23 protein-coding genes are annotated in these 20525 nt (G+C 71.5%); 21 read left to right on the forward strand and 2 right to left on the reverse strand.

Annotation, left to right across the window (positions count from 1 at the left end):
* Positions 1–34 precede the first annotated feature (34 nt).
* Positions 35–319: a hypothetical protein gene (locus tag ACGFIS_RS13535; protein ID WP_392911627.1), complete on the reverse strand. Its 285-nt coding sequence runs from the start codon at positions 317–319 to the stop codon at positions 35–37.
* A gap of 768 nt (positions 320–1087) precedes the next feature.
* Here ACGFIS_RS13535 and ACGFIS_RS13540 point away from each other — a divergent pair.
* The 19 genes from ACGFIS_RS13540 to ACGFIS_RS13630 all read left to right on the forward strand — a co-directional run bounded on the left by ACGFIS_RS13540 (position 1088) and on the right by ACGFIS_RS13630 (position 18052).
* A complete protein-coding gene (locus ACGFIS_RS13540; RefSeq protein WP_392911629.1) occupies positions 1088–3115 on the forward strand; it encodes a BTAD domain-containing putative transcriptional regulator in 2028 nt (675 codons plus the stop codon).
* Between the two features lie 136 nt (positions 3116–3251).
* Positions 3252–3503 carry an acyl carrier protein gene (locus ACGFIS_RS13545; RefSeq protein WP_392911631.1) on the forward strand — a complete coding sequence of 84 codons (252 nt, stop codon included), beginning with the start codon at positions 3252–3254 and terminating at the stop codon, positions 3501–3503.
* Positions 3478–3834 (forward strand): antibiotic biosynthesis monooxygenase family protein, encoded by a 357-nt coding sequence (locus tag ACGFIS_RS13550; protein ID WP_392911633.1) that lies wholly within the window; start codon positions 3478–3480, stop codon positions 3832–3834. Before ACGFIS_RS13545 ends, ACGFIS_RS13550 begins: the two co-directional genes overlap by 26 nt.
* Before the next feature lie 157 nt (positions 3835–3991).
* Complete coding sequence (locus ACGFIS_RS13555; protein ID WP_392911635.1) at positions 3992–5416, forward strand: multicopper oxidase family protein; 1425 nt, start codon at positions 3992–3994, stop codon at positions 5414–5416.
* 182 nt (positions 5417–5598) lie between these two features.
* On the forward strand, positions 5599–6792 hold the full coding sequence (locus ACGFIS_RS13560) for an SDR family oxidoreductase (RefSeq protein ID WP_392911637.1): 1194 nt from the start codon (positions 5599–5601) through the stop codon (positions 6790–6792).
* A 1-nt stretch (position 6793) separates the two neighbouring features.
* Positions 6794–7138, forward strand: a complete 345-nt coding sequence (locus ACGFIS_RS13565) for an antibiotic biosynthesis monooxygenase family protein (protein ID WP_392911639.1) — start codon at positions 6794–6796, stop codon at positions 7136–7138.
* Positions 7139–7154: 16 nt separating this feature from the next.
* Entirely contained in the window at positions 7155–7646 is a 492-nt protein-coding gene (locus ACGFIS_RS13570; protein ID WP_392911641.1) for a hypothetical protein, read from the forward strand.
* 218 nt (positions 7647–7864) lie between these two features.
* The gene (locus tag ACGFIS_RS13575; RefSeq protein WP_392911643.1) at positions 7865–8320 is read left to right on the forward strand and encodes a DUF1772 domain-containing protein; all 456 of its coding nucleotides are present in this window, start codon (positions 7865–7867) and stop codon (positions 8318–8320) included.
* A 61-nt stretch (positions 8321–8381) separates the two neighbouring features.
* Positions 8382–9332 carry an NAD(P)-dependent oxidoreductase gene (locus ACGFIS_RS13580; protein ID WP_392970895.1) on the forward strand — a complete coding sequence of 317 codons (951 nt, stop codon included), beginning with the start codon at positions 8382–8384 and terminating at the stop codon, positions 9330–9332.
* A gap of 92 nt (positions 9333–9424) precedes the next feature.
* Positions 9425–9805, forward strand: coding sequence for a SchA/CurD-like domain-containing protein (locus ACGFIS_RS13585; protein ID WP_358468118.1), 381 nt, complete (start codon positions 9425–9427; stop codon positions 9803–9805).
* Between the two features lie 36 nt (positions 9806–9841).
* Positions 9842–10738: a BTAD domain-containing putative transcriptional regulator gene (locus ACGFIS_RS13590; protein WP_392970898.1), complete on the forward strand. Its 897-nt coding sequence runs from the start codon at positions 9842–9844 to the stop codon at positions 10736–10738.
* 77 nt (positions 10739–10815) lie between these two features.
* A complete protein-coding gene (locus ACGFIS_RS13595; RefSeq protein WP_392911651.1) occupies positions 10816–11100 on the forward strand; it encodes an antibiotic biosynthesis monooxygenase family protein in 285 nt (94 codons plus the stop codon).
* Positions 11101–11242: 142 nt separating this feature from the next.
* Positions 11243–11542, forward strand: coding sequence for an antibiotic biosynthesis monooxygenase family protein (locus ACGFIS_RS13600; RefSeq protein ID WP_392911652.1), 300 nt, complete (start codon positions 11243–11245; stop codon positions 11540–11542).
* 70 nt (positions 11543–11612) lie between these two features.
* Complete coding sequence (locus tag ACGFIS_RS13605; RefSeq protein ID WP_392911655.1) at positions 11613–12797, forward strand: FAD-dependent monooxygenase; 1185 nt, start codon at positions 11613–11615, stop codon at positions 12795–12797.
* Positions 12797–13270, forward strand: a complete 474-nt coding sequence (locus tag ACGFIS_RS13610) for an anthrone oxygenase family protein (RefSeq protein ID WP_392911657.1) — start codon at positions 12797–12799, stop codon at positions 13268–13270. The genes ACGFIS_RS13605 and ACGFIS_RS13610 overlap by 1 nt, the downstream gene beginning before the upstream one ends.
* A 161-nt stretch (positions 13271–13431) precedes the next feature.
* Complete coding sequence (locus tag ACGFIS_RS13615; RefSeq protein WP_392911659.1) at positions 13432–15525, forward strand: MMPL family transporter; 2094 nt, start codon at positions 13432–13434, stop codon at positions 15523–15525.
* A gap of 6 nt (positions 15526–15531) precedes the next feature.
* Positions 15532–16341, forward strand: a complete 810-nt coding sequence (locus ACGFIS_RS13620; protein WP_392970901.1) for a methyltransferase domain-containing protein — start codon at positions 15532–15534, stop codon at positions 16339–16341.
* Positions 16338–17375: a hypothetical protein gene (locus ACGFIS_RS13625; RefSeq protein ID WP_392911663.1), complete on the forward strand. Its 1038-nt coding sequence runs from the start codon at positions 16338–16340 to the stop codon at positions 17373–17375. Before ACGFIS_RS13620 ends, ACGFIS_RS13625 begins: the two co-directional genes overlap by 4 nt.
* An 11-nt stretch (positions 17376–17386) precedes the next feature.
* Positions 17387–18052, forward strand: coding sequence for a hemerythrin domain-containing protein (locus ACGFIS_RS13630; RefSeq protein WP_392911665.1), 666 nt, complete (start codon positions 17387–17389; stop codon positions 18050–18052).
* A gap of 85 nt (positions 18053–18137) precedes the next feature.
* On the opposite strand, the gene ACGFIS_RS13635 is transcribed toward ACGFIS_RS13630, so the two are convergent.
* Positions 18138–18590, reverse strand: a complete 453-nt coding sequence (locus tag ACGFIS_RS13635; RefSeq protein ID WP_392911667.1) for an ester cyclase — start codon at positions 18588–18590, stop codon at positions 18138–18140.
* Positions 18591–18768: 178 nt separating this feature from the next.
* Between ACGFIS_RS13635 and ACGFIS_RS13640 the strand changes: the two genes are divergently transcribed.
* Positions 18769–19719, forward strand: a complete 951-nt coding sequence (locus tag ACGFIS_RS13640; RefSeq protein ID WP_392911669.1) for an oxidoreductase — start codon at positions 18769–18771, stop codon at positions 19717–19719.
* Positions 19720–19721: 2 nt separating this feature from the next.
* Positions 19722–20513 carry an SDR family NAD(P)-dependent oxidoreductase gene (locus tag ACGFIS_RS13645; protein ID WP_392911818.1) on the forward strand — a complete coding sequence of 264 codons (792 nt, stop codon included), beginning with the start codon at positions 19722–19724 and terminating at the stop codon, positions 20511–20513.
* The last annotated feature ends 12 nt before the right edge of the window (positions 20514–20525 follow it).

The following is a 20525-nucleotide window of genomic DNA, read 5'->3' on the forward strand; positions in this document are numbered from 1 at the left end:
GGTGGCGGTGGCTCGCTTCGGCAGGGTGCGGCTCCTACTCCTCCTTCTCGCGCTTGAGCTGCTGCTCGAGCTCCAGGAGGAGGCGGCGCTCCGTGTCGGGCAGATCGTTGAAGGGCGTGACCTTCTCCGGGGACGCCCGCAGCGGCCCCCCGCGTCGAGCGCGCCCCGCCGCCCGGGCGGTGGACTCGGCGGACGCGGCCCGCACCGCGGCTATCAGCTCGGCCGTCGGCCAGGCGTGCGTCCCGCAGTACATCAGGCCGACGAAGAGGTGACTCATGATTCGTCGCAGCACCGCGACCGTGCGGCTTGTCTTGTGCATACCGGCCCTCCGCCCTCGATCGTGCGTCCGAGCGTCGCCCGGGGCGCTCTCCGGCCGGTCGAGGGCCGCTGGACCGCGGGCGCCGGCGCCGCCGCCGCGCGGGCGTGCTCCGCCGGATGACGGTGAAATGACCGGCCAGCGCCGTTTCGGACAACATTTCGTTTCCGGCAGATTTCGTCCTGGCCGATTAGCATTAGTTGCCGAAAGTCTCGGGTTTACCGGAGTCTGTCATGGTCGGTCCAGATCCGGCCATACAAGCGCGGTGCATTGTTAACTACGATCGAGCGGTCGATGAATCACACTGGGGGTTCAGTTGTCAATGATCGCCAGGCTTACCGGCAAGACCGCGCCGCAGGTAGCGCGCTGGAATATATCTGGTGCCAGCTATTGGGTCGCAGATGGCTTCGCCTGGTCGCTGCGCGAGCAATCTTCGAGTGCACCCCAAGGCGCCGCTGTGCATGGTGTGGCGGTCATTGAGGCAGGCGGCCGCCAGGCCGGCGATTCCTGGGAACGCACTGAGTAGCCGCCTAGTCGCATGATGTGCGACGTGGACTGATAAGCCTATGGAGTGATCGTCTTGAAATCAAGGGTGCTCCGCTTCTTTTCTGAGTGAGATATCTATGGCCAGTCGTATAGGCGGTGACTTATTGCCTGATTCACTGATCGCGCTGACAATCCTTGCGTGTTGATCGTTCTGGGGTTAGAGGGTGTCCATGATGAACGGGATCAGGAGGTGAATGGCGCATGCATTTTCGGATTCTCGGCCCAATGTGGGTGGCCAGTGGCGGGGTGGAGATAACTCCGACCGCGCCCAAGGTGCGGCAAGTGCTCGCGTTCCTGCTGGTGCGGTCCGGAAAGCTCGTCCAGGTGGGTGAACTGATCGATGAGCTGTGGGGGGAGGAGCCGCCCAACAGTGCGATGACGACCCTGCAGACGTACATATACAAGCTGCGGAAGGACGTGCTGGAGCACTGTCCCTCGGCCGAGCTGCACACGAGGATCTCCGGGTACCTGCTCGACGTCCCCGCCGAGCTGGGCGACCTGCTCCGGTTCGAGCGCCTGGCTCAGGAGGGACGAGCGGCGCTTGAGGAGGGGGACGCGGCCAGCGCCTCGACCCTGCTGTCGGAGGCCCTGACCGTGTGGCGCGGTCCGGCGCTCGCCGACGTCTCCGTCGGGGACATCCTGTCGGCCCATGTGACACGCCTTGAAGAGGAGCGACTGCGCGTCCTGGAACAGCGGATCACCGCCGACCTCGAACTGGGGCGGCACCAGCAGCTGGTGAGCGAGCTGAAGATGCTGGTGTCCGAGCAGCCGCTGAACGAGCGCTTCCACGGTCATCTGATGGTCGCGCTCGACCGGTCGGGGCGCCGCTACGAGGCGCTTGAGGTGTATCAGGGGTTGCGCCGGATGCTCGTCGACGAACTCGGCATGGAGCCCTCGGCGACGGTGCAGCGGTTGCACCTGACCCTGCTCAACTCCGAGGAGGCGGAGGAGCCGGAGGACAGGGCGCCTTCCGGACCGTCCGCGGTGGTGGCGGTGTCGTCCGGTTCGCTGCCGTCACCGGCGCAGCTCCCCGCGGACATCCCGGACTTCATCGGCAGGGCGGACGTACTGGAGAGCGTCTGCACCGGCCTGCTCGCCGCGGGAAGGGAGGGCACGGCCGGCCGGACGGTGTGCGTGTCCGGCATGCCCGGCGCCGGGAAGACCACCCTGGCGTTGCGCACGGGTCACGCGATCCGCGCCGAGTTCCCCGACGGCCAGCTGTACGCCGACCTCCGCGGCACCGCCGAGCATCCCGCCGACCCGCGCCCGATCCTGGAGGGCTTCCTCCGCGCGGTCGGGGTGCCGGCCCGGGAGATGCCGGACGGTCTGGAGGAGCGCTCCAACCTCTTCCGCACCTGGACGATGGGCCGCCGGATCCTGGTGGTGCTCGACGACGCGTCCTCGGTTCCGCAGGTCGCGCCGCTGATGCCGGCGTCGCCGGGCAGCTCGGTCCTCGTCACCAGCCGGTGGGGCCTGTACAGCCTGCCCGGGGTACGGCACGTGCTGCTGGAGGAGATGCCCGAGGAGGAGGCGGTCGAGCTGATCGAGGCCGCGAGCGGACGGCGGTACGCGGGTTCCGAGCGGCGCTTCGCGGAGCGGGCCGCCGCACTGTGCGGCCGACTGCCGGTCGCGATGCGCAGCCTGGGCTCCCGGCTGGCGGCCACCCGCAACTGGCCGATCGGCAAGCTGGTCAAGCGGCTGGAGCCGGACGCCGGGCGGCTGGACCTGCTCGCCTTCGCCGACCTGGACGTCCGGTCCCGCTACGCGGCCAGCTACCTGCGCCTGGAACCGCAGGACCGCAGCATCTTCCGGCTGGTCAGCCTGCTGCCGCCCACGGAGTTCACCGCCGACGTCGCCGCCCGGCTGGTCGGCTCCGGAACCGATCTGGTGGAGGCCAAGCTCGTCCGGCTGGCGAGCTGCAACCTGCTGTCGGTGGCCGACGCCAGCGCCGGCGAGATCCGCTACCGGATGCACGAGCTGATCCGCCTCTACGCCCGCGAACGCCTCGACCAGGACTTCCTGGAGCCGATGCGCGCGCAGGCCCACACCGAGGGCATCCCCCTCGGCCGGTCGCTGCCCGGCCCGCGAGCGGGTGAGGTCCCCGCGCTCGAGGCCGGCGAGCCGCAGCGCGGGGACGGCCACGAGCCGCCCCGCGACGACGGCTACGAGCAGCAGCTGCGCCGGCGGCTCCAGCGCAACGGGGAGCCGCGGTCCCATCACGCCAACGGGCTGGCCGGCCAGGGCGCCGGGTAGCCGGCCGGGCGCCCGCCGATCGGGCGCCCGCCGATCGTGACTCGAGCTGTATCCGGCCCTGCCTCCAAGCCGGATCCAGCGGGGTTCAAGTCCTCACCGCGACAGTGGCCGTATCGGCTCCGGAAAGGTGAGGACAGTGTCCAGATTCACGGTGGATGACATCAGAAGGATCCTGCGGGACTGCGCGGGCGAGCCGGACTCCGTCAGCCTGGAGGACGACATCGGCGCCATCAGCTTCGAGCAGATGGGCTACGACTCGCTGGCCGTGCTGGAGATGGCGGCGCGGATCCAGCAGGAATTCCTGGTGGCAATTCCCGACGAGACCGTCTCCGAGCTCCCCACCCCCGACGCCGTCGTCGGCTATGTCGGTCCCCGCCTCGCCGCGTGAGCGCCGGGCCGGCGACGCTCTCGGCCGGGTGCACGTCCTGGTCTACGCGAGCGCGCCGGGCGGCGACGCGCGGGCGGTCGAGGAGGCTTACCACACGATCAGCCGTGATCTCGAAGGAACGCCCGGGCTGCTGGGCAACGTCCTGCTCCGGTCGCTGGCCGACCCGGGTTCCTTCGCGGTGATGAGCGAATGGCGCGACGCGGCGGCGTTCCGCGAGTGGGAGAGGACGGCCTCCCACCGCGACACGACGGCCCCGCTGCGCCCCCTGCAGAACGCCGCCGCCGGTGCGGCCGCGACGTTCGGCGTGTACGAGGTGGTCGCCGCCTACTGAGCCCATCCGCCTACTGAGCCCATCCGCCTACTGAGCCCATCCGCGACCTGGGCGGCCTTCCCGGGTGGCCGGGGACACCAGCCGTCCTCAAGCGGGCCGGGGCACGGTGTGGCCGATCCGATCAAGAACCCATCTGGAGGGCCGCTCATTGGACGGGATGCTGAAGCGACGGGACGCGCTGAAACTGGGCGCGGTCGGTGTCACGGGACTGGCCGTGCCGGGCGGCCTCGGAGCGGCCTCCCTGCGCCGGATCCGCGAGACGGCGGCGCCGGAGGCGTTCTCGGTGCCGCTGGCACTGCCGCACCGGGCGACGCCGGTGCGGCGGACGTGGACGACGGACTACTACGAGATGACCGTCCGGGAGGCCGAGGCCCAGATCCTGCCCGGCGTCCAGACGAAGATCATGGGGTATGACGGCCGGTTCCCCGGCCCGGTCGTCCACGCCCTGAAGGGCCGCCGGGTCGTGATCCGGCAGACGAACGCCCTGGACATGCCCACCAACGTGCACCTGCACGGCGGCCACAACCCGGTGAGCAGCGACGGCTATCCGTCCGACCTGATCGAACCCGGCGCGTCCCGCGACTACGAGTACCCGAACGAGCAGCCCGCGGCGACCCTCTGGTACCACGACCACACGCACCACATGTCCGCCGACATGATCTTCCGCGGCCTGTCGGGGACGTACATCATCACCGACCCGGCGGAGCTGCGGCTCGGGCTGCCCGCCGGCCGCCACGACGTCCCGATCACCCTGCGCGACATCCGGTTCGACGACGCGGGGCAGATCCTCTTCGAGATGGACGACTTCCAGTTCCGCAACACGGTCCTGGTCAACGGGCGTCCGCAGCCGTACTTCGAGGTTTCCGCGCGCAAGTACCGGCTGCGCCTCATCAACACCTCCAACCTGCGGTTCTTCTCCCTGGGGCTGAGCACGGGCACGGAGATGACCGTCGTGGCGTCCGACGGCGGGCTGCTGCCGGCGCCGCGTCCGGTCACGAACGTCATGCTGTCGCCGGGCGAGCGCGCCGACGTGGTCGTCGACTTCGGCGCCCACGACCCCGGGACCCGGATCGTGCTCGTCAACGAGTTCGGGACGGACGACGCGACGCGCAACATCATGCGGTTCGACGTCGGGCGGCGGGTCTGGGACCCCAGCCGGATCCCGGTGTCGCCGGTGGACGCCCCCGACCTCGGGGAGGCCCAGGTGACACGGGACGTGCACTTCGGCTTCGACCCGCAGAAGGGGGGCTGGCTCATCGACGGCAAGACGTTCGACATGGACCGCGTCGACATGAGGATCCGGCGCGGCGACACCGAGATCTGGCGCGTGCACAACACGGGCGCCGGCCCGTCCGTGCCGCACAACATGCACCTGCACGGCACGTCGTTCGAGGTGCTGGACCGCGACGGGCAGGCGGTGGCGGCCCACGAGACCGGGCCGAAGGACACCGTGTACGTCGGCCACGGCAGCACCGTCCGCATCAAGGTCCGGTACGACCGCCACCTGGGCCGCTACCTGTACCACTGCCACCTGATCGACCACTCGTCGATGGGGATGATGGCGCAGGCGGAGATCGTCTGACGGCGTCTGACGGCGTCTGACGGATATATCGGGATCGGATCGGGGCCGGGATCGGGGACCGGCGGCCGGGCACCGGCGACCGGCGGGCGCGGACCGGGGACACCAGCGGTCCACCAGAGCGGTTCTAGGCCGGGTCGGCAGCATTCGAGCCACCACGACCACGTCCATGGAGGGACACCAGCATGGCTGGACACACCGACAACGAGATCGTCATCAACGCGCCGATGGACCTGGTCTGGGACATGACCAACGACATCGAGTCCTGGCCCGGCCTGTTCAGCGAGTACGCCGCCGCCGAGATCGTGGAGCGGGACGGGGACACGATCCGGTTCCGCCTCTCGCTCCACCCCGACGAGAACGGCACCGTCTGGAGCTGGGTGTCGGAGCGGACGCCCGACCCGCAGACGCGGACCGTCCGGTCCCACCGCGTGGAGACGGGCGTGTTCGAGTACATGAACCTGTTCTGGGAGTACGAGCACGTCGACGGCGGCGTGCGGATGCGCTGGCAGCAGGACTTCACGATGAAGGCCTCCGCCCCGCTGGACGACGAGGGCATGACCGCGCGCCTCAACCGCAACACCGCCGTCCAGATGCGGCGGATCAAGCGGATCGTGGAGGAGGCGGCGGCGCGGGCCGGGGGCGGTGTGCGCCTCGACCACTCGGGCCGGCGCGTCCTGGTCACCGGCGGCACCCGGGGCATCGGCCGGGGCATCGTGCTGGCGTTCGCGCGGGCCGGCGCCACCGTGGTCACCTGTCACCGGACCGACGGGCCGCTGGTGGACAGCCTGGTCAAGGAGCTGAGCGAGACGGACGGCGACCACCGGGTCGTCAAGGCCGACGTCGGCGACGAGGCCGACATCGACCGGCTGATGACGGTGTGCCGCGAGCACCTCGGCACCATCGACGTGATCGTCAACAACGCCGGCAGCATCAGCCACATCCCGTTCGGCGAGCTGGACGTCGCCGAATGGCGCCGGGTGCTGGACGTCAACCTCACCGGAACGTTCCTGGTCGTGCAGAAGGCCCTGCCGATCCTGTCGCCGGGCGCCTCGATCATCAACATCGGTTCCAAGGTGGCCACGGTCGGGATCCCGCTGCGGGCCCACTACACCGCGTCCAAGGCGGGCCTGATCGGGCTGACCCGCTCGCTGTCGAAGGAGCTCGGCCCGAAGGGGTACCGGGTCAACCTCGTCGCGCCGGGGCCGATCGAGACGGAGGAGGAGGTGACGCCGGAGATCCGCGAGCGGTACGAGCGGCTCACCTCGGTGGGCCGGCTCGGGGTGGTCGGCGACGTCGCGGGACCGGTGCTGTTCCTGGCCAGCGACCTGGGCGCCTTCATCACCGGAGAGACGATCAACGTCGACGGAGGTATCTGAGATGCGGGACGAGGCGGGCATCTTCCGCGTCATGCTCCGGATGTGCATTCACCCGGGCATGGAGCGGGAGTTCGAGGACACCTGGCACCGGGTCGGGCACGCGATCACCGAGCATCCCGCGAACATCCGGCAGTGGCTGTCGCGGGAGGACGGGGACGACAACGCCTACTTCGTCGTCAGCGACTGGGTCGACGAGCCGGGGTTCCGCGAGTTCGAGCAGAGCGCGCAGCATCTGGAGCACCGCACCAAACTGCACCCGTTCCGGGCCTCGGCGTCGATGGTGACGATGCAGGTGGTCTTCGAGATGACCGGCCAGGCGACCGCCGCCGAGCCGGTACGGCCGTAACCGGGAGGTGGGGAGAGTGGACCGCAGGGAGATGCTGCGCAAGGGCGGCCGCTGGCTGCCCGCGGCCGGTGCGACCGCCGTGCTGGCCTCCGCGGTGGCCCCGAGCCGGGCGGACGCGCAGACCTGGAACGCGCATCCGCTGGCGGGGACGTGGCTGACGGAGGTCACCGTCGCCGGGTCGGGCCGGCCGCCGGAGAAGGGGATGTTCTCCTTCGGGCAGGACGGCCTCGTGTCCGGCACCGACGCGTCGATGGTCACCGGGTTCGGCACCTGGCGGGCCACCGGCACGCGGACGTTCGAGATCGAGTACCGGCACTACGTGATCGCCGACGGGCAGATCGGCGGGATGGTCGTGGTCGCGATGACCGGGACCGTCACGTCCACCACACGGCTGGAGGAGAGCGGGACGGCGCAGTTCCTCGACCCCGCCGGCAACGTGGTGCTGACCCATGAGGCCACCGCGACCGGGACCCGGTTCGGGTTCCCGCCGTGGAGGCTCGGCTCCTGACGGCACCTCATCGAGGACGAGGCCGGGCGCGAAACCGCGCCCGGCCTCGACGCCTGTCCGCTGCCGGGCGTGGCCTCGACGGCCGCGCGATCTCGCCTCGACGGCGCGTCCGGGCCGCCCAGCCGCTCTCGATCACGCGTCGAGGGCTCCGGCGCAGGGTGCCCGTAGGTGCGGACGCCGCCCGGGTCCGCGGTGGGTGAGCCGAATCGGAGGAAGCCGTGCTCGAGAACGCGCTGATCGTCGTGGGCCTCACGGGGAGCGGGCTCACCGCGGGCGTGCTGCTGGCCGTCGCCATCAGCGTGGTGCCGGCGATGGCGGCGGTGTCGCCGCCGCTGTACGTGCGCTTCCACCAGTTGCTCGGCCGCAACTGGGACCCGACGATGCCCGCGATCGTCCTCACGTCCGCGCTGACGTGCGTCACGCTCGCGGTCGTCGCGGGCGGTGACGGGTCCCGGGTGCTGTTCGGCTGCGCCGCGGCGCTGCTGGTCGCCGTCTCCGGGGTGTCTCACCTGCTGAACGTCCCGCTGAACCGGCAGGTCAAGGGGCTGGACCCGGACGAGCCGCTGCCCGCGGACTGGCGGGACCCCCGCGCGGAGTGGCGCCGGTGGCATCTGCTGCGCACCGGGCTGGCGATCGCCGCCCTGCTGCTGAACGCCCTGGCCGTGGTGGCCTGAACAGTGGTGGCCTGAACAGTGGTGGCCTGAACAGTCGTGGCCTGAACAGAGGAGCGAGCCGATGAGCACTGCGCCGATCAACCCTGCGCCGACGAACCCTGTGCCGACCAACCCTGCGCCGGCCAACCCCGCCGGAAAGCCGGGAAAGAACCATGAGGTCGCGTTCATCGGGCTGGGGGTGATGGGCGCCGGGATGGCGACCCGGCTGCTGGAGACCGGCCGTTCGGTGCGCGTCTACAACCGCACGCCGGAGAAGGCGGCGCCGGTGGTCGAGGCCGGGGCGCGGGCGGCGCGGACGGCGGCCGACGCGGCGCGGGGCGCGGACGTGGTGATCGTCAGCCTCGCCGACGAGGACGCGGTCGAGAAGGTGCTGTTCGGGGACGCGGTCCACGGGCTGGCCCCGGGAACCCCGGTCATCGACACCTCAACCGTCACCCCCGCGTTCGCCCGGGAGGCCGCCGGCCGGCTCGCCGGACTGGGGGCGCGCCGGGTCGAGGCGTGCGTGCTCGGCAACCCGCTGCAGGCCAGGTCCGGCGAGATGCGGGTGATGGCCGCCGGCGACCGGGCGGACGTGGACGCGGTGCAGGACGTCCTTTCCGATCTCGGCCGGGAGGTGCGCTACTTCGGCGGCGCGGGCGCGGCGGCGACGATGAAGCTGGTGCTCAACGTGCTGATCGGCGCCGAGATCGCGGCGCTGGCGGAGGCGGTGTCGCTCGGCGAGAGCGGCGGGCTGGACCGCGACGAGATCCTCGACTGCATCGGCGGCAGCGGGGTCAGCTCGATGGTGATGACGTTCCGCGCCGCCATCATGCGGGAGCGCCGCTACACCCCCGCGGCGTTCCGCAGCAGCCTCATGGCCAAGGACCTGCGGTACGCGATCGAGCTGGCGGACGGCGCCGGGGCGGAGCTCCCGCTGGCCGAACGCGTCCTGGAGATCGTCGCGCGTGCCGTCGAGCGCGGCGACGGCGACCGGGACCTGGCCGTCCTGGCCGAGCACGTCGGCCGCGGCTGACCCCGCCGGGACGTGCCCGCCCGTCCAGCGAGCCTCAAGCGGGCCCGTGTGCGATGAAGACCGACAGAACACCTCGGACATTGGAGGTTCCGATGCCGTACGCAGCGATCCGCTACCGGGTCAAGGTGGGCAGCGAGGACGCCCTGGCGGAGATTTTCGAGGGTTTCCAGCGGGTGGACACCCCGGACATGCGCGATGACAAGGGCGAGGACGTCGGCCGGCTGCTCGGCACCGCGGTCTTCGTCAAGGACGAGTTCATGGTGCGCATCATCCATTACGAGGGCGACTTCATCGCGATCGCCAAGCACATGGCGCGCCAGCAGGGCGTCCACAACCTGGAGGAGAAGCTGGCGCCCTACCTCACGGACCGGAAGGCGGCCTCGTCGCCCGAGGAGTTCCAGGAGAACTTCCGCAACGCCCTGATGCGCTGCGTCTCGGAGCTTTCCGTCGAGACCCATCCGGCCGGGCACTGAGCCGGGCCGGCATCGGCGAAGCAGGGGGCGGAAACGATGAGAACCTCAGCCGCCATCACCGAACCACCCGCCGTCTCCCCCGCGGACGCCGGTGTGGGCGCGGATACGGTACCGCCGGCGCGAGGTCCGCTGATCCCGGCGGGGCCGCGGTTCGCGGTGCTCGGCCCGCTGGAGATCTACGAAGGGCAGCGCGTCCGGACGCCGCGCGCGCACAAGCCGAGGGTGCTGCTGGCGATCCTGCTGGCCCGCCGGGACACCGTCGTCTCGACGGACGCGCTCATCGCCGAGCTGTGGGGCGACCGCCCGCCGCGGACGGCGCTCAAGGCGCTGCGCGTCTACATGACGCAGCTGCGCCAGGTCCTCGCGGGCCTGGGCGCCGCCCCCGGCGCGCGGCCGGCGATCGTGACGCGGTCGCCGGGGTACCGGCTGGAGATCGGCGGCGCCGACCTCGACCTGTCCCGGTTCCGCCGGCTGTGCGATCTCGGCTGGGCCGCGCGGGACGCCGGTGAGCTCGCGGACGCGCTGCGGCACTACCGGAGCGCCACCGCCCTGTGGCGGGGCCCGGCCCTGGCGGACGTCCGGTCGTCTCCGCTGCTGGAGGGGGTCGCGGCCCGCCTCGACGAGTCCCGCGTCACCGCGCTCGAGCGGCGTCTGGAGCTGGAGACCCGGCTCGGCGGCAACGCCGACGTCGTCTCCGACCTGCGCGCTCTCGCGGCGGACCATCCGCTTCGCGAGCGGATCCACTACCAGCTGATGGTCGCGCTGAGCGAGGCGGGACGGCGCGGGGACGCGCTGCAGGTGTTCCGCGAGCTCCGCCGCGACTTCGTCACCGAACTCGGCGTCGAGCCCGGTCCCGATCTGCAGTCGCTGCATCAGGCGATCCTCGCCGCGGACGGGCGCGACCTGCCCCAGTGGGGCGCGTGGGACCGATGACCTGGGACGCCGATTCCGCGCCAACCGAATTACACGGGTCGTTTCGACGGCGTCGTCCCGCCGGAGAAGGGAGAACCATGATTCGCGCCGTGCTCACGATGATGGTGCGCGAAGGCTGCGAGAGCACCTTCGAGGAGGTCTGGAGGAACGCGATGGCCGCCCCTGTCCAGGGCAGCCTCGGCCAGGCCATGATGTGCGACGCCGAGCAGCGCCGGCTGTACGTCATCACCGGCGACTGGGAGAGCCGCGACGCCCTGCGGGCGTTCGAGCGGAGCGCGGGCCGGCGCGCGATGTCCGCCGCGTTCGAGCCGCTCCGCGAGTCGGCGAGCAAGCAGGTACTGGAGATCATCGCCCGCGCCTGAGCACGGCCGGGCACCCGGCGAATCTGATCACTGCGGCGAGACGGGCACTGCGGCACCACAGGCATTGCGGCAGGACAGGCACTGCGGCAGGACAGGCATTGCGGCAGGAGAACCATTGCGACCGGAGAGGAAGGCGACGGCGATGACCGTACGGGTCCTGGTCAGAGCGACCCCGCGTGCGGAGGACAGGGAGCTGTTCGAGGAGGCGTACCGCACGGTGACCGCGACCGTGCGCGGCACGCCGGGCCACCTCGACGACGAGCTGCTCCGCGACGGCGACAGCTACATCCTGCTCGCGGAGTGGGAGAGCGAGGAGAAGTTCCGGGCGTGGGAGGACGCTCCCGAGCACCTGCAGATGGCTGCGCCAATGCTCCCGTACTGGGGGGACGGCGGCGTGGAGCGGCGCATCTACGAGGTCCGCGCGCGGCTCGACAACCTGTGACCGAGCGTCACCAGGGTCACCACCACCACAGGGTCACCTGACACCCGACACCGAACAGGGAGGGACCGGCATGGCCGCCGTGCGGAACGCGATCGTCGCCGGCGCGGGCATCGGCGGTCTGACGACCGCGATCGCGCTGCGCCGGGCGGGGATCGACACCGTCGTCCTGGAACGCCGCTCGACCCCGGACCGGCTGCTGACCGGCGGCGGGTTCATGCTCTGGCACAACGCGCTGCTCGCCCTGCGCGAACTGAAGCTCGACGAGCCGGTCGCCGAGGCCGGGGTCGAGATCGTCCACCACGAGTTCCGTTCCGACCGGGACCGGCGGCTCGCCCGCTGGGACGTCGCGTCCGAGGCCGGGCGGCACGGTGCGCCCGCCCTCGGGCTGCGGCGGTCGGCGCTGAACACGGTGCTGATGGAGGCGGCGGGCGACTGCGTCCGGCTGGGGACCCGCTGCGCCGGTTTCACCCAGGACGGCGACGGTGTCACGGTGCGCCTCGACGACGGCGCCGAACTGCGCGCCGACGTGCTGATCGGCGCGGACGGCGTCCGCTCCACCGTCCGCGACGACCTCCGCAAGGGCCACGACCTTCCGCTGCGGTACGCCGGCTACACGGCCTGGCAGGCGATCACCCGGCTGCCGGGCGAGGACGTCGTCCCGACCGGGACGTTCTTCAACCTCTGGGGCAGGGGAGGGCTGCGCTTCCTGTACATGCGGCTGAACGAGGACGAGGTGTACTGGGACGCCATCACCGCCGACAGCGCCGGCGCCTCGTTCGACATGCTGGCGAAGAGCCGGCGCGAGGTGATGGCGGAGGCGTACCGCGACTGGCCGGACCCCGTCCCCCGCATCATCGCGTCCACGGCGGAGGAGGCGATCCTCCCGATCGGCATCTTCGACCGTCCGCCGGACCGCTGCGGCGGGTGGGGCCGCGGCCGGGTGGTGCTGGTGGGCGACGCCGCGCACCCGATGACGCTGAACCTGAGCCAGGGCGCCGGGCAGGCCATCGAGGACGCGGTCGGCCTGGTCCGGATGCTGTCCGAGCACGACGACGTGCCCGCCGCGGTGGCCGCCTACGAGGAACTGCGCCATGAGCGGGTGGCCGGCATGGTGCAGACCGCGTGGACGATCGGTGCGATGGGGCGCTGGCGCAGCCGTCCGGTGTGCGCGGGCCGCGACCTGTTCATGCGCGCCTTCTTCGACAGGGTGGGCCGCAAGCAGAGCTACCAGCAGATGATGGACGTGCGGTTCTGATGGCCGGCGGCGTGCTCCTCGATGTCCTCCTCGCGGTGTTCCTGCTGCTGTCGGGGACCCTGGCCGGGGTGCTGTTCGCGGTGGAGGTGGCGATCGTCCCGGCGGTGGGTGCGCTGCCGGGTGAGCGCTACGTGCAGGTGCACCGGCTGCTGGACCGGCGGTTCGACCCGCTGATGCCGAGGGTGAACAAGGTCGCGCTGGCGGTCTGCGTGCTGCTGGTGGCCGTGGCCGGCGGGCTGTGGCCGCGGGTCGCGATCGCGCTCGCGGGGCTGTGCATCGTCGGGGTCGCGGTGGTGTCGGAGCGGTGGAACGTCCGGTTCAACCGCGTCGTCGACCGCTGGGACGCCGAGGCCCCGCCGGACGGCTGGCAGGGCGTCCGGGCGAGGTGGGCCGCCGCCAACCGTGTGCGGACGCTCTTCGCGCTGGCCGGATTCGGCGTCGCCATCCTCGGCGCGGCGCTGGTCTGGGGCTGAACTGGACCGAACCGGACTGAACCGCAGCCGCGACGGGCGTCGCCGCGGGTGCCGTGCCACCGCGGGTCCCGTCCAGACCTCGGGCCCTTCCCATTCGACGATAGTCATGACAATAATAGCCATGTATATGATCTCGTTCGGCGTCGTCTTCGGAGGTAGGGATGTCTCGATATCTGGCGTTTCCAGCGGGCCGGCGGGCCAAATGGCTCGTGCTGGTGGCCTGGATCATCATCCTGATGGCCGCGGCGCCGTTCGCCGGGCAGCTGTTCGACGCCGTCAACAACGACCGGCTCGGCTACCTGCCCAAGAGCGCCGAGTCCACCGCCGTCCTCGAAGCGCAGCAGAAGTTCCCGCAGGGCAGGGTCAACCCGGCCATCATCGTGTACGAGCGTGACGGCGGGCTGACCGACGCCGACCGGCAGCGCGCCGCCGCCGACCAGCAGGCGCTGATGCGCACGTACACCCCGGAGGTCAAGCCGGAGCAGCTCGCCACGGCCCGCGACGGTGAGGCGCTGTTCTACCAGATCCCGCTCGTGGCGCCGGAGAACAAGCAGGAGGGCGCCTACATCCTCGACTCGGTCGACGCGATGCGGGAGCAGCTGGGCGAGCCGGCCGCCGGACTCGACATCAAGGTGACCGGACCCGCCGGCCGCGACGCCGACCAGTTCCTGATCTTCAGGGACATGGAGTTCACGCTCGTCGTCATCCCGGTCATCGTGGTCGCCGTCCTGCTGCTGGTCATCTACCGCAGCCCGTTCCTGTTCCTGGTGCCGCTCGTGTCGGTCGGGGTCGCCAACCAGCTCGGCAGCGCGTTCATCTACGGCCTGATCAAGAACACCGACCTGGTCATCAACTCGATGTCGACCGGTGTGCTGAGCATCCTCATCTACGGCGCGGGCACCGACTACGCCCTGCTGCTGATCGCCAGATACCGGGAGGAACTCGGCAGGCACGAGGACCGGCACGAGGCGATGGCCGAGACCCTGCGCCGCTCCTCCGGCACGATCATCGCCTCCGGCGGGACGGTCGGCCTCGGGCTGCTGTGCCTCGGCGTCGCCGACCTGAACGCCACCCTCGCGCTCGCACCCGTCGGGATCATCGCGGTCGTCTCCGCCGTGCTCGCCATGCTGACGCTGCTGCCCGCGCTGCTGGTCATCCTGGGCCGCTGGGTGTTCTGGCCCAAGGTCCCGCACCTCGGCGACACCAAGCGCGTCCTCGGCATCTGGACCCGCACCGCCGCCCTCGTCTCGTCCCGGCCGCGCCGCGTCTGGACGCTGACCTCCCTCGTGCTGGCGGCGGGAATCCTGGGGCTGCTCGCCTTCAACGTCCCGCAGCAGACGATGTTCACCACGACCTCCGAATCCGAGCACGGGGAGAGCCTGATCTCGGCCCACTTCCCCGCCGGCAACAGCAACCCCGCGACGCTCATCGCCAACGCGGACCGGGCGGAGGAGGTGAAGGCGGCGGCGCTCGCGGCCGGCGCCGGCACCGCCGAGGAGGTCGGACGCGTCGGCGGGAAGGTGCAGCTGGCGGTCACGCTGAAGGCCGAGCCCGGTACCTCCGGGGAACGGCAGGCCGTCGAGACGCTCCGCGACCGGGTGCACGCGGTCGCCGGCGCCGACGCGCAGGTCGGCGGGCCCGCCGCGATCGGGCTCGACCAGCTCAACACCAACGTGCGGGACGCGTGGCTGATCATCCCGCTCGTCCTGGTGGTCATCCTCCTGGTGCTGTTCTGCCTGCTGCGCGCGATCACGCTGTCGGTCCTGCTGATCCTGACGGTGGCGCTGTCGTTCGGCGCGACGCTGGGCATCTCGACGCTCGTGTTCGAGTACGGCTTCGACTGGACGGGCCAGGACGCGCAGCTCCCCCTGCTCTGCTTCGTGTTCCTCGTGGCGCTCGGGGTCGACTACAACATCTTCCTCACCAGCCGCGTCCGCGAGGAGACCCGGGCGCACGGCACACGCGAAGGCACCCTCAAGGCCCTGACCAGCACCGGCGGTGTGATCACCTCCGCCGGAATCGTGCTGGCGGCCACGTTCAGCGTCCTGGTGACCCTGCCCGTCGTCGGCTTCGCCGAGCAGGGATTCGTGATCGCGTTCGGGGTGCTGATCGACACCTTGATCGTCCGCTCGCTGCTGGTTCCCGCGCTCACCTACGACATCGGTGACCGCGTCTGGTGGCCGAGCGGCCTGGCCCGGCGAAGCGCGCCGGGCCCGGTGCCGGAGCGTGAGCTCCAGCCGGAGAAGGGGGCTTGACCGACCATGACCGAGAACAACGGCGGTGAACCGGGCAACACCACGACGCTGCTCGGCCGGCCCGCCGAGGAGTACCTGGACGAGGCGGCCGGCTCACTGGAGGCCGTCAAGGCCGCGATCCTGCGCCGGCTCGCGTGCGGGCCGGGCGACCGGGTCCTGGACATCGGGTGCGGCAACGGAACCGACGTCCTGGAGATCGCCCGGCGGGTCGGCCCGAGCGGCGTGGCCGTCGGCGTCGACGTGCAGGAGGAGGCCGTCACGGGCGCCGTCCGCCGGAGCCGGGTGGCCGGCGTGGACGCCCTGTTCCACGTCGCCGACGCGTACTCGCTGCCGTTCCCCGACGGCGACTTCGACGCGGTCCGGTCGGAGCGGATGGTCCAGCACCTGGACGACCCGGCGGGCGCCGTCCGGGAGATGCTGCGCGTCGTCAAACCGGGCGGGCGCGTCCTCATCGCCGACCCCGACCACGGTATGTGGGCCCCGGACCTGACCGACCGGGAGGCGGCGCGCACCGTCCTCACCTGGTGGTTCAACAACATCCGCAACCCGTGGATCGGGCGGCGGCTGCACGGCCTGCTGGGCGCGGTCGGGCTGCGGGACGTCCGCGTCACCGTCATGCCCGTCGTCCTGCGGACCGTCGCGGAGGCCGACGGGCTCACCGGCCTGATGGACGCGCTGCGCCGCGCCGGCGAACTCGGCGTCGTCCCGGCCGACCGCGCCCGCTCCATGCGCGAGGAGGCCTCCCTGCGCGACACCCAGGGCGGCTTCCAGATGTACGGGGCGATGGTCCTGGCGGAGGGAAGGAGAACCGAATGAGGTCCGGCCTCGAACGCTGCACCGACCCCGGCACGGAGCGCCGTACCGACTCCGACTTCGACTCCGGCGCCGAGCGTCCCGCCGGTTCCAGCGCAGAGCGCTATGCCGACTCCGTGAACGACGCGCTCGACCGGCTCTGGGAGACGGGGTTCGAGTTCGGCCCCGACTTCGCCGTCCACGCGCCCATGGTCGCCGAGACGCTCGCGGTCCTCGGATGCCACGACGTCATCCCGCGCTGGATCGAGACCAACGAGCGGCGGCGCGGCCACCACGTGCCGCCCGCCGCGGGCGTGCTGCTTCCGGAGGATCCGGTGGAGGCGCGCCGGGTGGCGCTCGGCGACTACCGCCGGGTCGCCGACTGGGTCCAGTACTTCGAGTGGCGGCTCAGCGAGCGGCCGTGGCGCGAGGTGCTGGTGAGCTGGTGGCCGTCGCTGATGGAGGGGGCGCTGTCGGCGTTCACCCACGGTCTGATCCGCACCGCGCACGCGGTGCGGACGCTGAGCACCGTCAAGGAACCGAGCGAACTCCAGCTCAACGAGCTCGCGCGCGGGATGGCGTACTGGGCGGCGCGGCACACACCGGTGCCGCGGAAGCTGCGGGCCGAGGGGCCCTCGGTCGCCACGGCCGCGGAGGTCCCGGCCGCGCTGAGCGAACTCACCGCCCTGCACGCCGGCACCTACGCCCGGCTCGCGCCGCACCCGCCCGTCCCGCAGGTGCACGCGATCACGGCGCCCGCCGCGCTGCGCCTGGTGCTGCCGGTCCTGCCGGACGATCTCGCGCTGAGCTCCTACCGGGCCGTCGCCACCGTGGCCACCGCCGTGTGGAAGGCCGTCCCCTCGATGCCGGGCGTGGGGCCGGCGGCGGCCGAGGGGTACCGGCCTCCGCCGGGCGGCGCGCTGGCCGCCGACGCGGTCGACCTCGGCGAGGAGCACGCCATCAAGCTCACGGAGGCGTGCCTGCGCGAGCACGCGCTCAATCCGGACGACCGTTATCTGGCCGCGGCGCACACGCTGATCACCAACTGCCAGTACTGAGGGGGACCGAAATGCCCGCCGACTACGACATGGCCCTGATGCAGGCCACGCACAACGCGCTACGGCGCGACCTGGACCACCTGGCGCGGGCGGCCGAGCGGCTGCGCCCCGGCGACGCGCGCGGCCACGAGGCGATGCTCCTCGGCTGGGGCACGCTGAAGGCGATGCTGGGCAGCCACCACGACGGCGAGGACCGGCACATGTGGCCGCGGATGCGCGCCGGCCTGCGGGACCGTCCCGACGACCTGGCCGTGCTGGCCGCGATGGAGGACGAGCACGCCCGCATCGACCCGCTGATCGCCGATGTGGACGCCGCGCTCGCGAACCCGTCCGGCCCGTCCGGCGGGGACGGCGGGGACGGCGACGCACTGGCGAAGGCCGCGCACGCGTTCGCCGGCGAGGTCGGCGGGCACCTCGACCACGAGGAGCGGGACGCGCTGCCGCTGGTACGGGCGGCGATGCCGGCGGCCGCGTGGGAGAGGTGCCTGGCCGACATGCGGGGCAACGGGCTCGCGGCGCTGAAGTCGGCGCCGGAGTTCTTCCCCTGGCTGCTCGGCGACGCGCTGCCGGCCGACCGCGCCGCCGTGCTCCGCCGCGTCCCGCCGCCGGTGCGCCTGCTCTACGCGAGGGTGTGGCTGCCCCGCTATGCGCGCCGCCCACGCTGGCAAGCCCGGTGAACGTCCGCGCACCTGCGGCGTGGCGCCCTTTCCACCGGCCTCATGAGGGCGGCACGCCGCAGGTCGACGTGGGACGGCCGTGGGGCTATCTGCCTGGAGGCGGGCCGCCGGGGGCGGGGATGACGCCCAGCTGCTGCATCATTCCCAGGTCGTCGCGGATCGCCCAGTGCTCGGCGATCCGCTCGCCCTCGAAACGGACCATGTGCTGCTGCCGGACGTTGACGCGCTTGCCGGTGCCGGGCAGCCCGGATCCCGGCAGCGGACCCTCGTGCGTCCCCTTCATCACCATCCGCCAGGCGACGATGTCGCCCTCGGCGATGATCTCCTCGATGTCGTAGTCGAGGTCGGGGAAGGCCGTACGCGCCGCCTCGCCCACCGCCAGGACCCGGTCCGGGCCGCGCTGCGGGGCGCCGCTGTGGTCGTCGTAGTCCGCCGTGTAAAGGCTCTTGGCCATCTCCGGGTCGGCCTTTCCGCGGAGAATGTCCAGCGAGCGGACAAGGATTTCCTTATTCCTTTCCTGCTGGCTTTTTTCGGGCATGCTGAAACACCTTCCGGGACGTGGAATCGCATCAATCAATTTCGAGGCTAACCAGCCGCAATTATGCTGTCAAGATGTGAGGCATCGCCTTTCCGTTGCTTAGCCGCCGTTTTATCGGCACCCGTCACACTGGCCGGGTGGCCCGTGGGCGCAGCGGCGGGCCCGGAGAGGATCGACGATGCCGAAGTGGACACCGGACGAATTGCCCGACCTTTCCGGCCGGACGGCGGTGGTGACCGGAGCGAACGCCGGCCTGGGCTTTCACACCGCGCTGGAGCTGGCGCGACGCGGTGCGGAGGTCACGCTGGCCTGCCGCGACGAAGAACGCGCGAAGCGGGCGCTGGCCGAACTGCGGCGCCTCGCCCCGGGCGCGGCGGCCGAGTACCGCCCGCTGGACGTGGCGAACCTGGAGTCGGTGCGCGAGTTCGCCGCCGGATACACCGCCGACCGGCCCTGTCTCGACATTCTCATCAACAACGCCGGCGTGATGGCCACCCCGTTCACGCTCACGCCGGACGGTTTCGAGTTGCAGTTCGCCACGAACTATCTCGGGCACTTCGCACTGACCGGCCTGCTGCTCCCGGTATTGCTCGCGCGTCCCGGCGGCCGGGTGGTGAGCCTCACCACCTTCGGCGTCAACTACTGGGGCAAGATCGACTTTGACAATCTGCAGGGTGAGCGGAAGTACAACAAGTCCGCCGCCTACACGCAGGCCAAGATGGCCAACCTCGTGTTCGCCAAGGAACTGTCGCGCCGGTACGCCGGCCGGGGGCTCGCCGGAGTCGCGGCGCACCCCGGGTACGCGGCGACCGACGTCCTCTATGTCGGGCCCCGGATGGCGAACAACCGGATCCAGGAACTCTGGTACCGGTTCACCACGGCGCTGGTCGCCAAGCCGACCGAGCAGGGCGCATGGCCGTCGCTGTACGCGGCCTGCGCGCCCGGGGTCGTCCCCGGCGAGAGCTACGCCCCGCAGGGACGGGTCCAGATCCGCGGCCCCGTCGGCAGGGTCAGGACGCCCGACCGGGCCGAGGACCCCGACCTCGGCCGGCGGCTGTGGCAGGTCTCGGAGAAGCTCACCGGGGTCTCCTACGACGCGTCGGGCGTCCCCGAGACGAAGGGATCGTGACCATGGACCTGCTTCCGGTGAAGCCGCAGACGCCGTCCTTCCACGGCAAGGTCGCGCTGGTGACCGGGGCGAGCAGCGGCATCGGCGCCGCGACCGCCTGGATGCTCGCCTCCCGCGGGGCGGCGGTCACGCTGAACTATCTGCGGGGTGAGACACCGGCCAAGGAGATGGCCGAGTCGATCAGGGCCGCGGGAGGCCGGGCGCTGGCCGTCCAGGCCGACGTGACCGACGACGAGCAGGTCCGGGCGATGGTGGAGCGGACCCGGGACGAACTCGGGCCCATCGACATCCTGGTGACGAACGCGACCGGGCTCTACGCCGAGGACGTCGGCTTCGCGCCGTTCACGGGCACCCCGATCGAGGTCGTCGACCGGACGGTGCGGCGGCAGATGCACGCGATGCTGAACCCGGTCGCCGCGGTGCTGCCCGCGATGGTCGAACGCGGGCGGGGCTCCGTCGTCGCCGTCGGCGCCGCGCTCTCCCGCACCCCCGCGCCCGGGTTCCTCGGGCTGTCCATGGCGAAGGCGGCCGTGGAGGCGGCGGTCAAGTCCCTGGCGCAGGAGGTCGGCCAGCACGGCGTCCGCGTCAACGGGGTGGCGCCCGGCCTCATCCTCACCCGCGTCGCCGACGGGCTCCCCGAACCGGCGCTGCGCGCCAACGCGCAGCGCGCCGCGATCCGGCGCAACGGGGTCCCCGAGGACGTCGCCGAGGTGATCGCGTTCCTGGCGGCCGACTCCGCCGAGTACATGACCGGCGCCTACCTCCTCGTGGACGGCGGGACCGCGCTGGTGTGAAGTCCGCCCGCA

Source organism: Spirillospora sp. NPDC048824 (assembly GCF_043198455.1).
Lineage (GTDB): Bacteria > Actinomycetota > Actinomycetes > Streptosporangiales > Streptosporangiaceae > Spirillospora.